The organism is Pseudorhodobacter sp. (genome assembly GCF_030452865.1).
In the GTDB taxonomy this organism is placed as follows: domain Bacteria; phylum Pseudomonadota; class Alphaproteobacteria; order Rhodobacterales; family Rhodobacteraceae; genus Pseudorhodobacter.
On the sequence record NZ_JAKDLJ010000064.1, the window covers coordinates 1 to 12,799 of the forward strand.

A 12,799-nucleotide genomic window follows, 5' to 3' on the forward strand; every position below is an offset into this window, starting at 1 on the left:
GCACCGGTGCGGCCCTTGGCGCGCGCCTCCAACCAGCGGCCCAGAAGGATAAGGGTGATGATGACGCCCGCCGCCTCATAATACACAGCATGGGTTCCTGCGGGGAACAGGCCGGGCGCAAAAAGCGCGAGGGTGGAATAGACCCACGCGGTCGCGGTGCCAATTGCCACCAGTGAATTCATTTCCGGCGCACCGCGCAGCAGGGCCGGGATACCATGCGCATAGAAACGCCGTCCCGGCCCGACCATCACCAGGGTAATCAGGATAAACTGAATCATCCAACTGGTTTGTTGCCCGATTGTCGCGTTGATCCAATGATGCAGGCCGGGGATGACATGCCCGCCCATCTCTATCAGAAACACCGGCAGGGTCAGCGCCGCCGCCAGAACCATCGCGCGCGGTAAGTCACTCTCTTCGTCAGCTTTGCTATCGGTCGCATCGCCTTCGGCGCTTGGCGCGCTGCTCTCATATCCAGCGGCGGTGACGGTTGCGGCGAGCGTCTGTGGCGTCACTGCGCCGTCCAGATAGGTGATATCGGCGGTTCTGGTTGCGAGGTTGACGGTTGCGTCAATCACCCCCGGCTGTGCCTTGAGGTGCTTTTCAACCCGCCCGACGCACGAGGCGCAACTCATCCCGCTGACATTCAACCGGGTGGAGGCTTGCCGCGCGGGGTAGCCGGCATCGGCCAGTTTTGCTGCGACTTGTGGCAGGGCTTCAACCGTTGCGGTGAAACTTGCGGTTTCGGTTGCAAGGTTAACCGACGAATCCGTCACGCTTGCAACTGAGGCAATCGCGCGCTCCACCCGCCCGACACAAGACGCGCAAGACATATTTGTCGGGAAAAGACGATAGGTGGTGGCCATGGTGAAAGTCCTGATTCCGGTTGCGTGACCCCCAACATAAGGGTTCCTGTAACTGGAAGGTCAAGGGGAGAGCGGTAAACAGCCCTACTTCCCCGGCACAAACCCACCATAGCGTCCTTGCGCAAAAACCAGCGGTGCGCCGGTTCCGGTCACAAAACGCAACACGCGCCCGACAATGATCAGGTGATCGCCGCCATCATGCGTGGCGTGTTGTGCGCAGTCAAACCGCGCAAGGCTACGCGGAAAGATCGGCACATCTTCGGCGTTGTGATGGTGGGTGATCGCAGAAAACCCGTCGCCGCCTCGATGAAAATTCTTGATAAGGTCGGACTGATCCTGCGACAGGACATGAACCGCAAAATGCGGTGCGGCGGAGTAAAGCTCAAAACGCGCGGAAGCGCGCGCCGGGGCCCAAAGGATCAGCGGCGGGTCCATCGACAGGCTGGAAAAGCTGTTGGCGGTAAAACCGATCGGGCCGTGTTTGCCCGGAATCGTGACAATCGTTACCCCGGTTGCAAAGCGGCCCAACGCATCCCGAAACGCCCGCAACTGCGGGCCTGTGGGAACAATCGCCACTTCAGCCTGCGCATCTTTCGACTCTGGAGCCTCCTCCTGTCCGGTCTTCGCGTCCTTCCGCACCATCATGCAACCTCATGTGCCATGATCAGGGTATAAAGCTCAAACCAGGTCTGGCGATCAATCTCAACCCGCATCGCGTCCGAGATTTGGGCGATGCGCTCCAGGCTGTTGGTGCCGACGACAGGCAGGATACGGGCAGGATGACGCAGCAACCACGCGATTGCCGCAGCGCCCCAATCGGTGTCATGCGCGGCCCCGATTTCGGCCAAGCGTTTGCGCAGGGTTTCCCCGGCTTCGGCGAGCAAGCGGCCGCCTGCAAGCGGCGACCATGCCATCACGGGGATGCCGCGTTCCTGATGAAAGGCCAAATCGCCATTGGTGAACGCCTCATGCGCGATCAGGTTGATCTCGATCTGGTTGGTTGCCAGAGGCGTCGTCATCGCCGATTGCAGCAGCGTGAAATCCCATGGTCGAAAATTTGATACCCCGACCGCCCGCACCTTGCCGGATCGCACCAACCCGTCCAGCGCGGCTCCCGTCTCGTGATGATCCATCAACGGGTCAGGCCGATGAACCAGCAGAAGATCAATCCGGTCGGTCCCCAGATCGCGCAGGCTGGTTTCCACCGAGGCAATGATATGCCCGGCAGAGGTGTCGTAGTGTTTCACCTTTGCACTGGCATAGCGCCCGACGGGGGTAACGATGCCGCATTTGGTCACAATCTCCATCCGGTCGCGCAGACCGGGGGCAGCGCGCAATGCCGCACCCAGCATCGCCTCTGCCCGGTAGCCGCCATAGACATCGGCTTGGTCGAAACTGGTGATGCCCTGGGCCAGACAGCTCTCCACCTTCGCCTGGATATGCGAGGTTGCGGTGTTCTCATCCTTGCCCAATCGCCACATGCCATAAACCAGCCGCGACAGGTTGATCTTGCCCAAAGTGACCCGTTCCATCCGCGTGTCCTTGCGTCCAAAGGGTGATGCCGGGGTGCAACGGCGCAGCCGACGGGGGGTGCGGTTCCAAACAGGGCTCAGAATGCCGCCGGTCCGGTATCGCGCAGGGTCCATAGGGGTGCAAGCCTTAAACCGGCACATGGCACCCAGCCGGTCCTGCGCGTCATGTCATTTGCCGGAACGTGGCGCAATCCTTTGCAAAATGTGCAGGTCATGGCAAACAATAGCAGGAAGCGGAGGGGTGAATGGGTTTCAATCTTGCTGAGTTGCGCGAATGGGTCGGAAAATCCGAAACTACGACCGAACATATCGCGCCGTTCCCGGCCAATGCTTTGGCGGCAACACTGAACCGGGCCGATCCGGTCTATGCCGAAGGCACGGCGCTGCCACCGCTATGGCACTGGATGCATTTTCTGCCGGTCTTTACGCTGAGTGATGCAGGCTATGACGGTCATGCCGCCCTCGGGGGGTTCTTACCACCCGTCCCACTGCCGCGCCGGATGTGGGCGGGTAGTCGTTTGCGGTTCCTGGCACCGTTGCGGATCGGGTCGGTTCTGCTCAAAACATCAACCGTCGCATCGGTCGATCACAAATGCGGACGCAGCGGTGATCTGGTTTTTGTCACGGTTCAGCACCGGGTTTTTGACGGCGATGTGCTGGGGATCGAGGAGTCGAATGATATCGTTTACCGTCAGGCGCCCGCGTCTGATGCGCCCTCCCCGACGCCTGTAATGGCCCCGCAGCTCAGTGATTTTTCGCGGGAGGTGGTGCCGGACCCGGTGCTGTTGTTCCGCTATTCCGCGCTGACGTTCAACGGGCACCGGATACACTATGACCGGTCGTTTTGTACGGGAACCGAGGGCTATCCGGGATTGGTCGTGCATGGACCGTTGCTGGCGACGTTGCTGCTGGATTTGCTGCGGCGGCAATTTCCGGACGCGGTGGTGAGGGAATTTGAGTTTCGGGCGATGGCCCCGGTTTTCGACACCGCAGCTTTTTCCGTGCATGGCGCGGCGGTTGAGGGCGGTTTCAGGTTGTGGATCCGGCGCGATGACGGCGCGCTGGCAATGGATGCAAAGGCGGTGGTGGAATGAGCGATTATCAAGATATTCGGGACGCGGTGCGCGACCTTTGCGCGACTTTTCCGGCGGAATATCACCGCAAGGTGGATGCGGCGCGGGGCTATCCGGAGGCGTTTGTCGATGTTTTGACACGCGCGGGCTGGCTGGCCGCGATGATACCGGAGGAGTATGGCGGGTCGGGCCTCGGGTTGACCGAGGCCAGCGTGATTATGGAGGAGATCAATCGCGCGGGCGGCAATTCGGGGGCCTGTCACGGGCAGATGTATAACATGAGCACGCTGCTGCGGCATGGCTCGCAAGCGCAGAAAGACGCGTATTTACCGCGGATTGCGAGTGGGGAATTGCGCTTGCAGTCGATGGGCGTGACGGAGCCTACGACCGGGACGGATACCACGAAAATCCGCACGACCGCCGTGAAAAAGGGGGATCGCTATGTGGTGAACGGGCAGAAGGTTTGGATTTCGCGCGTGCAGCATTCCGACCTGATGATCTTGCTTGCGCGGACGACGCCGTTGGAGCAGGTGACGCGGAAATCCTTGGGGATGTCTATTTTCATCGTGGATCTGCGCGATGCGATTGGCGCGGGGATGGAGGTGAAACCCATTCCGAACATGGTGAACCATGAGACGAATGAGCTGTTTTTCGACAATCTGGAAATCCCGGCGGAGAACCTGATCGGTGAGGAGGGGATGGGCTTTCGCTATATCCTTGACGGGTTGAACGCGGAGCGCACGTTGATTGCGGCGGAGTGTATCGGTGACAGCTATTGGTTCATCGACAAGGTGACGGCCTATGCCAAGGAGCGTGTGGTTTTTGGCCGCCCGATCGGGCAAAACCAAGGTGTGCAGTTCCCGATTGCGGAAAGTTACATTGAGACGGAGGCGGCGAACCTGATGCGGTTTGAGGCGTGCCGCCGCTTTGATGCCAAGATCGAGTGCGGTGCGCAGGCGAATATGGCGAAGTATCTGGCGGCCAAGGCAAGCTGGGAGGCGGCGAATGCCTGTATCCAGTTCCATGGCGGGTTCGGGTTTGCCGATGAGTATGATGTGGAGCGCAAGTTCCGCGAGACGCGGCTGTATCAGGTCGCGCCGATTTCGACCAACCTGATCCTGTCCTATGTGGCGGAACATATCCTTGGCCTGCCGAGGTCGTTTTAAATGCTGCCGCTGGACGGGATTACGGTTGTGTCGCTGGAACATGCCGTCGCGGCACCGTTTGCGACGCGGCAACTGGCAGACCAAGGCGCTAGGGTTATCAAGGTGGAGCGCCCCGGTACGGGCGACTTCGCCCGCGGATATGACTGCCGTGTGCGAGGCATGGCGTCGCATTTCGTCTGGACCAATCGCAGCAAGGAAAGCCTGACGCTGGATTTGAAGCATCCGTCAGCGGCCCCAATTTTGCGGGCATTGGTGGGAAAGGCGGATGTGGTGGTGCAGAACCTTGCGCCGGGGGCGGCGGCGCGTTTGGGGCTGGGATATGAGGCGCTTAGAACGGATCATCCGGGGCTGATTGTGTGCAATATCTCTGGGTACGGCGCGGATGGGCCGGACCGGGACCGCAAGGCCTATGATCTGCTGATCCAGTCAGAGGCGGGGTTTTTATCGGTGACCGGGACGGAAGATCAGGCGTCCAAAGCCGGGATATCCATCGCGGATATTGCGGCGGGGATGTATGCCTATACCAACATCTTGACCTCACTTATCCAGCGGGGCCGGACCGGGCAGGGCCGGGAAATTGACGTGTCGATGCTGGAGGCGATGGCGGAATGGATGGGCTATCCGATGTATTACGCCTTCGATGGGGCAAAGCCGCCTGTGCGGGCGGGGGCGTTTCATGCCACGATTTACCCCTACGGACCGTTTCCGGCGCAAGATGGTGTGGTGATGCTGGGGGTGCAGAACGAACGGGAATGGGCGGCGTTTTGTGAAGGTGTGCTGGATGCACCGGGGCTGGCGGGGGATGCGCGCTTTACCTCCAACGGCAAACGGGTGGAACATAAGCTGGCGCTGGCGGCGATTATTACGCTGTCTTTTGCCGCGCGGACGGTCGCCGAGGTGACGGCGCGGCTTGACGCGGTGGGGATCGCCAACGCTGTGATGAACGATATGGCAGGACTTTGGGCGCATCCGCAACTCGCGGCGCGCAACCGCTGGCGGCAGGTGGAGACACCGACCGGCACGGTGCCGGCGCTGTTGCCCCCCGGCGCGGATTGCACGACACCGCCGCGCATGGACCCGGTTCCCGCCCTTGGCCAGCACAACATCGCGATCCTGACGGAGCTTGGATTCGATGCAGGCGAAATTGCCGCGCTGGCGCGGGATGGCGTTACCTGAACCTTGGCCGCGATTGCGCGCACGGCGATAAAGCCTAGTGACAAAGCCGTGATGAACAGTCTTAATTGGCCATCCGCCCGAAAAGGGACTGGGACTGCAACAGGGAGAATGCAATGAAATTTACGACATTGACGATGACCGCCGCCGCATTGGTGCTGACCACAACGGCGGCATTCGCGACACCGGGCTGTGACGAAGGCGAGATCAAGATGAAGTTTTCGCATGTGACCAACGCCGACAAACACCCAAAAGGGATCGCCGCACAGATGTTCGCCGACCGGGTGAATACCGAAATGGACGGCAAGGCCTGCATGGAGGTTTTCCCCAACACCACGCTCTATGATGACGATCAGGTGTTGGAGGCGATGCTGCAAGGGGACGTGCAATTCGCGGCCCCTTCGCTGTCGAAATTCGAAGCCTTCACCAAGGTTTTCCAGATTTTCGATCTGCCTTTCATGTTCAAGAATATCGCGGCCGTGGATGAATTCCAGAACTCCGATACCGGTCAGGCCATGAAGGATTCGATGCAGCGGCGCGGCTTGCAGGGTCTGGAATTCTGGCACAATGGCATGAAGCAGCTTTCGGCCAACAAGCCGCTGATCATGCCCGAGGATGCCAAGGGTCTGAAATTCCGGGTGCAGCCGTCTGACGTGATCGTGGCGCAGATGGAGGCGCTTGGCGCCAGTGCGCAACCGATGGCGTTTTCCGAAGTCTACGGCGCGTTGCAAACCAAGGTTGTCGACGGTCAGGAAAACACCTGGGCCAACATTCGTGGCCAGAAGTTTTATGAAGTGCAGGACGGCACCACCGAAACCAACCACGGTGCGCTGGATTATCTGGTCGTCGCTTCCACCGAATGGCTTGACAGTCTGGAGCCTGACACCCGCGACCAGCTTCTGAAAATCCTCAACGAAGTTTCGACCGAACGGAATGCGGCGGTCAATGACGTTGACGCTGCTGCACGTCAGGCAATTCTGGATACAGGCGCGGTTATCCGCGAACTGACGCCGGAACAGCATGACGCCTGGGTTGCGGTGATGAAGCCGGTCTGGGCGAAGTTTGTTGACGGCGTTGGCCAGGAAAACATTGACGCCGCACAGGCGATCAACGCCAAACACTAAGGAAAATCGCGGCGCGCGGGGAACATCGCGCGCCGCAACAAGGACCCGCGGGGAGGGACACGCAATGAGCGCAAAATACGCGCCGAAAACGGCTTTTGGCCGGATGATCGACACATTCGAGGAAACGGCGATTGCGATCATTCTGGGGCTGATGACGGTATTGACCTTTATCAACGTCGTGCTGCGGTATGTCTTCAACTCATCCCTGATCTGGGGGCTGGAAGCATCGCTGATCCTGTTTGCGTGGCTGGTGCTGTTCGGCATGTCCTATGCCGTGAAGGTCACGGCGCATCTGGGTGTTGATGCGATCCTGACCATGGTGCCAAACCCGGTGCGCCGCGCGATGACGTTGTTTGCGACCGTGCTCTGTCTGATCTACGCGGCGCTTTTGCTGAAAGGGGCGTGGGACTATTGGGCGCCTTTTGCGGGCTTGCCACAAACCGGTGGTCGCTGGTTCCCCGAAGGTTTCATCAAGACCCGCGATCAGGGCTGGTATGAGGTTGAAACCATCCCGATGCCGGACTGGTTGCGCTTTATCGAGCCGTCATTCAACGCGGGGGAGCATTACACCAAGCTTCCGCGTTTCATTCCCTACGTCATCCTGCCCTTCGGTTGCTTCATGTTGCTGTTCCGCCTGCTGCAAGCTGCTTGGGAATTGCTGCAAGGCAAGCGCGATGCGCTGATTGTCAGCCATGAGGCGGAAGATGCGATTGAAGATGTGCGCCACATGAACGAAGGGAACTGAGGTATGGAAACCCTGTTCCTGTTTGCGATGGTCATTGCGATGATGCTGATCGGGGTGCCGATTGCGATCTCGCTTGGTCTTTCCTCGACGCTGTTTTTGCTGATGTATTCCGACACCTCGCTCGCCTCTATCGCGCAAACGCTTTATCAGGCGATGGAAGGCCATGCGACCTTGCTGGCAATCCCGTTTTTCATCCTTGCATCGTCGTTCATGTCAACCGGCGGCGTGGCCAAACGCATCATCCGCTTCGCCGTCGCCTGCGTCGGGCATTTGCCGGGTGGATTGGCGATTGCTGGTGTGTTTGCCTGTATGCTCTTTGCCGCGCTGTCCGGGTCGTCGCCTGCGACGGTGGTTGCGATTGGGTCCATCGTCATCGCGGCAATGCGCAGCGTTGGTTACAGCAAGGATTTTGCGGCGGGCGTGATCTGCAATGCAGGCACTTTGGGCATCCTGATCCCGCCGTCGATCGTGATGGTGGTCTATGCCTCGGCCACCGATGTTTCGGTGGGCCGCATGTTCCTTGCAGGCGTCATTCCCGGCCTGCTTGCCGGGTTCATGTTGATGGCGACGATCCTGATCATCGCGATTTTCAAGAAGCTGCCGAAAGGCGAATGGCAAGGCTGGCGTGAGGTTTGGGACTCGTTCCGCGATGCGTTCTGGGGGCTGATGCTGATCGTGATCATCATGGTCGGGCTTTATGGTATTCCCGGTATTACCAACGGCATTTTCACCCCGACCGAAGCCGCCGCCGTTGCCGCCGTCTATGCGTTTCTGGTGGCCTGTTTCATCTATCGCGACATGGGGCCGCTGCGCGCAGATGGGCAGAACATTGCCCTTTACCGCAAACCCCAGGCGCTGCTGACAGCGTTCATTCATCCCGACACCCGCGACACGCTGTTTGAGGCGGGCAAGCTGACGATTACGCTGATGTTCATCATCGCCAATGCGCTGATCCTGAAGCATGTGCTGACGGATGAGCAGATACCCCAGAAGATCACGCAATCCATGTTGGGCGCGGGCCTGGGGCCAATCATGTTTCTGGTGATCGTCAACGTCATCCTGTTGATCGGCGGTCAGTTCATGGAACCGTCGGGCCTTCTGCTGATCGTGGCACCTTTGGTGTTCCCGATTGCAATTGAGCTTGGGGTGGACCCGATCCATCTTGGCATCATCATGGTGGTGAACATGGAGATCGGGATGATCACGCCGCCGGTGGGGTTGAACCTGTTTGTCACCTCGGGCGTGGCGGGAATGTCGATCATGCGCGTGGTGCGGGCGTCATTGCCCTTCCTTGCGGTTCTGTTCGTGTTTCTGATCATGGTGACCTATATTCCGTTCCTGTCGACTTGGTTGCCAAATTCGATCATGGGGCCGGAAGTGATTATCAAATAACATCTTGTCCGTTCTGGTGCGCAAATTTTGTCGCGCGCCAGAACGGCGTTACAATGCCGGGCAGCAGGCATTTTCCGGGCACATTAACCCTTGCAATCCGCGACATTTGCGTGAAACTCTGGCCCATCATCGCGCGCAACAGCCGTGCAAATCCCAACGCATCCGGAGGATACATGAAACTTACAAAACGCAGCTTTGTCGCTGGGCTTGCTTTGCTTGCTGTCATGGGAGCGCCTGCAATCGCGCAGGATTACCCGACCAAACCGATTGAAATCATTGTACCTTCCAGCGCCGGCGGGTCGACAGACACCACCGCCCGCATCTTTGCCGAAGTGGCGGAGAGCAAGTTTGACGGCTTCAAATTCGTGGTGAACAACATTGACGGTTCGGGCGGCCAGAAAGGCTTTGAAGCGATTTCGCGCGCGGCCCCGGACGGCTATACCATCGGGCTGGTGTTCACGCCGCAACTGGTTGCCCATATCGCCTCGGGCCGGGCGAAATACACGCTCGACAATTTCCACGTCATGGGCAACACCGCCGACGCCCCGGAAATCGTTGTGGTGCCGAAAGACAGCAAGATCAAGACGCTGGCCGATCTGGCCGAAGCCGCCAAGGGCGGCGATCTGACAGTGGCGGTCAACGGCATCGGCTCGGATGATTTCCTTGCTGCCAAGGCATTCGAGGCGCTGGTGGGTGTCACGTTCAACCTGCTGCCGACCAAAGGCTCCACCGAACAGAAAGCCGCGATTTTGGGTGGCCATGTCGATGCGTCGTTCATGAACCTGTCGCAGATGGAAGCGCAGCACAAGGCAGGCGATGCGACCATTATCGCCATCCTGACCGACAAGCGCAACGATCTGGTGCCGGATGTCCCGACGGGTGTTGAGGGCGGTTATGACGTGCAGATGCGCGCGACCCGTGGCTTTGTCGCCCCGGCTGGCGTTCCCGCCGACATTCAGACCAAGCTGGATGAGGTGTTTGCCGCCGTGATGGCGGACGCGACCTTCCAGGACAAGGCGAAGGCGAGTTCGATTTACCTTTTGGAAATGAACGGTCCCGATTACACCGCCTATCTGCAAAAGCTGCAAGCCGACACGCAAAAGGTCTTTGACGCGGCACCTTGGTAATGACCCGAGAGCTGCTTGACCGCATTGTCCTTGGCGGTTTCATCGTTCTGGCCGTGCTGCTGTATCTCAGCACGGCCAGCTATCCCGGCATCGCGCAGAAAACCTCGGCACTTTACGTCCGGTTTCTGGCCGTTTCCTTCGGCGGGCTCAGTGCTGTGCAACTGTTGTTTTCCTTGCGAAAGCCGTCGGGCAGTGGCGAACCGCTGGACCTATTCGGACGTGCTTCGCGCTTCTTCGGGCTGATGGTGGGGTTGATCATCTTTGCGGTGCTGTTTGAAAGCCTGGGCTTTTTCATCCCGGCAGCGGTGTTTATTCCGCTGATTGCGGTGATGCTGGGTTATCGCAACCCGGCTGTCATCGCGCTGTCAACCGGGGGTGTCCTGCTGGCGGTTTACCTGATTTTCGTGCAGCTTTTGTCGGTCAATCTCCCCGGTCCGAACTTGTTCTAAAGGAATTCGATGGAATATCTTGCCGTAGTTTTTGCCCCGCATTCGCTGCTGTCGATTATCATCGGCACCATTGCCGGGGTGGTGATCGGGGCGATGCCGGGGTTAACGGCGACGATGGCGGTGGGCCTGCTGGTGCCCTTCACCTATACGATGGACCCGGTTCTGGGGTTGATGCTGCTCGGCGGTATCTATTCCGGAGCGATGTATGGCGGCTCCATCCCCGCGATCCTGCTGAACACCCCCGGCACGCCTGCCGCCGTTGCCACAGCAATCGAAGGCTACCCGATGAGCAGGCAGGGCAGGGGGCGACTGGCGCTGAAAATATCGGTCATCGCCTCCTTCGTCGGCGGGATGTTTTCGGTGTTAATACTGCTGATGTTCGCGCCATTTCTGGCCAAGCAAGCCCTGCATTTCGGCCCGGCAGAGACGTTTTTGCTGGCGTTGATGGGGCTTGCCGGGATCGTTTCCATCGCGGATGAGGAAACTTCACTGCTCAAGGCTTTGTTGGCGGGTGTGCTGGGCATGATCATCGCGATTGTCGGCACTGACAGCATGTCGGGCAGTCTGCGCTATACCATGGGGTCGATTGAACTGATCGACGGGATCGACTTCATGCCGGCGCTGATCGGCTTGTTTTCGATGATCCAGATGTTGGAGATCGCGGGCCAGCGGGAAAGCATGCAGATTGATGCCTCCGTGCTGAAACAAGCCCAGAAATCGGAACCGATGCCGAAGGGAATATGGAAATACATGGCGCTTGGTTCCGGGACCGGCACGGTTGTCGGTATTTTGCCGGGGGAAGGGGCAACGATTGCGGCTTTCTTGTCTTATAACTTCTCCAAGCGGCTTTCCAAGACCAAGGCCATGTTCGGCAAGGGCGCGCCCGAGGGGATTGCAGCGGCGGAATCCGGCAACAACGGCTGCGTCGGCGGCTCATTGGTGCCGACACTTACGCTGGGGATTCCGGGCAATTCCGTGGCCGCCGCGCTCATGGGGGCGTTCATCATCCACGGGATGATTCCGGGGCCGGACCTGTTTGCAGTCCATGCCGACAAGACCTATCCGTTCATCTATTCGCTGTTCATCGCCAATATCGTGTTTCTGATCACGGGCATCAGCGTCGCACCCTATCTTGCACGAATTGCATTGATCCCGCCCGCGATCATGGTGCCGGTGATCAGCGCCTTTGCGATCCTTGGGTCGTATTCGTTGAAACAATCGGTGTTCGATGTCTATCTGATGATCGGCTTCGCGTTCTTCGGCCTGTTCCTGAAGAAGCTCGGCTACTCGCTGGAGGCGCTGATCCTTGGGCTGATCCTTGGGCCGATTGCCGAACACGGGTTTTCGCAAGGTATGATCATCGGAAAAGGCTCTCCCTGGATATTCTTTGCAAGCCCGATTGCAAAGGTGATGTGGGTCATCATCATCCTGCTGCTGCTGCCGCCGCTGATCGCCCACGGCAAACGGATGCTGCGTGGGGCGGCACGCGTGGATCGTTAGCGCCAGTGCAAAACGTGACAGGAACCAATGGCTGCTGTGGAACAGGTGGCGATCTTGCGTTATCCGGCCGGGATGCGCGGTTTCTGGAATTGGCGCAGGGCGTTAGCTGCGCACCCGCAGCAATCACAGCGGAACTCCGCGCGCGGCTTACCCCTATTCCCGGCGGGATTTTTGACATGGGCGCGCGCAAATCCACGTTCGCCGCCGATCTGGACAGCCCACGCCGCAAGGTCAAACTGCGCCCGTTCCTGATGTCACCTTACAGCGTGACAACGGCGGATTATGCCAAGTTTACCGCCGCAACCGGCTATCGCACCATTGCCGAACAGGATGGCTGGGGCTTCGTTTTCCAGTTGCTGCTCGACAATCCCGAACGCTGGACGGTGACACCGCCCGCGCTTCCTTGGTGGCGCAAGGTTGATGGTGCCTGTTGGTCCGCACCCGAAGGGCCGGGGTCAGGCATCGCAGGGCGGGAGAACCATCCTGCAACCCATATCGCCTGGTATGACGCGCTGGCGTATTGCAACTGGTCTGGCCTGCGCCTGCCAACCGAGGCGGAATGGGAATTTGCCGCGCGCGGCGGGCTTGCCAAGCGGAAATTTCCATGGGGGGATGAACTGACTCCCGGAGGGGTCTATGCAATGAATACGTTTCA

At 59.3% G+C, this 12,799-nt stretch carries 13 protein-coding genes; 10 read left to right on the forward strand and 3 right to left on the reverse strand.

The window, feature by feature from the left end:
* The 3 genes from L0H65_RS05955 to L0H65_RS05965 all read right to left on the reverse strand — a co-directional run.
* Positions 1-863: cation transporter (locus L0H65_RS05955; protein WP_301457922.1), on the reverse strand; the 863-nt coding region annotated here is incomplete at its 3' end.
* Between the two features lie 84 nt (positions 864-947).
* A complete protein-coding gene (locus L0H65_RS05960; protein WP_301457923.1) occupies positions 948-1,508 on the reverse strand; it encodes a flavin reductase family protein in 561 nt (186 codons plus the stop codon).
* Positions 1,505-2,395: an aldo/keto reductase family oxidoreductase gene (locus tag L0H65_RS05965; RefSeq protein ID WP_301457924.1), complete on the reverse strand. Its 891-nt coding sequence runs from the start codon at positions 2,393-2,395 to the stop codon at positions 1,505-1,507. The genes L0H65_RS05960 and L0H65_RS05965 overlap by 4 nt, the downstream gene beginning before the upstream one ends.
* Positions 2,396-2,640: 245 nt before the next feature.
* Here L0H65_RS05965 and L0H65_RS05970 point away from each other — a divergent pair, with 245 nt between their 5' ends.
* From L0H65_RS05970 to L0H65_RS06015, 10 genes are all read left to right on the forward strand, one after another.
* Complete coding sequence (locus L0H65_RS05970; RefSeq protein WP_301457925.1) at positions 2,641-3,489, forward strand: MaoC family dehydratase N-terminal domain-containing protein; 849 nt, start codon at positions 2,641-2,643, stop codon at positions 3,487-3,489.
* Positions 3,486-4,634 (forward strand): acyl-CoA dehydrogenase family protein, encoded by a 1,149-nt coding sequence (locus tag L0H65_RS05975; protein ID WP_301457926.1) that lies wholly within the window; start codon positions 3,486-3,488, stop codon positions 4,632-4,634. The genes L0H65_RS05970 and L0H65_RS05975 overlap by 4 nt, the downstream gene beginning before the upstream one ends.
* Positions 4,635-5,810, forward strand: a complete 1,176-nt coding sequence (locus L0H65_RS05980) for a CaiB/BaiF CoA-transferase family protein (protein WP_301457927.1) — start codon at positions 4,635-4,637, stop codon at positions 5,808-5,810.
* A 113-nt stretch (positions 5,811-5,923) separates the two neighbouring features.
* The gene (locus L0H65_RS05985; protein WP_301457928.1) at positions 5,924-6,931 is read left to right on the forward strand and encodes a DctP family TRAP transporter solute-binding subunit; all 1,008 of its coding nucleotides are present in this window, start codon (positions 5,924-5,926) and stop codon (positions 6,929-6,931) included.
* A gap of 64 nt (positions 6,932-6,995) precedes the next feature.
* Entirely contained in the window at positions 6,996-7,676 is a 681-nt protein-coding gene (locus tag L0H65_RS05990; RefSeq protein WP_301457929.1) for a TRAP transporter small permease, read from the forward strand.
* Positions 7,677-7,679: 3 nt separating this feature from the next.
* Positions 7,680-9,068, forward strand: coding sequence for a TRAP transporter large permease (locus L0H65_RS05995; RefSeq protein ID WP_301457930.1), 1,389 nt, complete (start codon positions 7,680-7,682; stop codon positions 9,066-9,068).
* Between the two features lie 173 nt (positions 9,069-9,241).
* On the forward strand, positions 9,242-10,195 hold the full coding sequence (locus L0H65_RS06000) for a tripartite tricarboxylate transporter substrate binding protein (protein WP_301457931.1): 954 nt from the start codon (positions 9,242-9,244) through the stop codon (positions 10,193-10,195).
* On the forward strand, positions 10,195-10,644 hold the full coding sequence (locus tag L0H65_RS06005; protein ID WP_301457932.1) for a tripartite tricarboxylate transporter TctB family protein: 450 nt from the start codon (positions 10,195-10,197) through the stop codon (positions 10,642-10,644). The genes L0H65_RS06000 and L0H65_RS06005 overlap by 1 nt, the downstream gene beginning before the upstream one ends.
* A 9-nt stretch (positions 10,645-10,653) precedes the next feature.
* Positions 10,654-12,144 (forward strand): tripartite tricarboxylate transporter permease, encoded by a 1,491-nt coding sequence (locus L0H65_RS06010; protein WP_301457933.1) that lies wholly within the window; start codon positions 10,654-10,656, stop codon positions 12,142-12,144.
* A gap of 14 nt (positions 12,145-12,158) precedes the next feature.
* Positions 12,159-12,799, forward strand: a 641-nt coding sequence (locus L0H65_RS06015; RefSeq protein ID WP_301457934.1) for an SUMF1/EgtB/PvdO family nonheme iron enzyme, incomplete at its 3' end; no start/stop codon positions are given.

Excerpts from the sequence above, each read along its gene's own strand:
- L0H65_RS05965 (WP_301457924.1), bottom strand. The coding sequence starts at position 2,395 with ATGGAACGGGTCACTTTGGGCAAGATCAACCTGTCGCGGCTGGTTTAT.
- L0H65_RS05990 (WP_301457929.1), top strand. The coding sequence starts at position 6,996 with ATGAGCGCAAAATACGCGCCGAAAACGGCTTTTGGCCGGATGATCGAC.
- L0H65_RS06010 (WP_301457933.1), top strand. The coding sequence starts at position 10,654 with ATGGAATATCTTGCCGTAGTTTTTGCCCCGCATTCGCTGCTGTCGATT.
- L0H65_RS05980 (WP_301457927.1), top strand. The coding sequence starts at position 4,635 with ATGCTGCCGCTGGACGGGATTACGGTTGTGTCGCTGGAACATGCCGTC.
- L0H65_RS05995 (WP_301457930.1), top strand. The coding sequence starts at position 7,680 with ATGGAAACCCTGTTCCTGTTTGCGATGGTCATTGCGATGATGCTGATC.
- L0H65_RS05985 (WP_301457928.1), top strand. The coding sequence starts at position 5,924 with ATGAAATTTACGACATTGACGATGACCGCCGCCGCATTGGTGCTGACC.
- L0H65_RS06000 (WP_301457931.1), top strand. The coding sequence starts at position 9,242 with ATGAAACTTACAAAACGCAGCTTTGTCGCTGGGCTTGCTTTGCTTGCT.
- L0H65_RS06005 (WP_301457932.1), top strand. The coding sequence starts at position 10,195 with ATGACCCGAGAGCTGCTTGACCGCATTGTCCTTGGCGGTTTCATCGTT.
- L0H65_RS05960 (WP_301457923.1), bottom strand. The coding sequence starts at position 1,508 with ATGATGGTGCGGAAGGACGCGAAGACCGGACAGGAGGAGGCTCCAGAG.
- L0H65_RS05970 (WP_301457925.1), top strand. The coding sequence starts at position 2,641 with ATGGGTTTCAATCTTGCTGAGTTGCGCGAATGGGTCGGAAAATCCGAA.
- L0H65_RS05975 (WP_301457926.1), top strand. The coding sequence starts at position 3,486 with ATGAGCGATTATCAAGATATTCGGGACGCGGTGCGCGACCTTTGCGCG.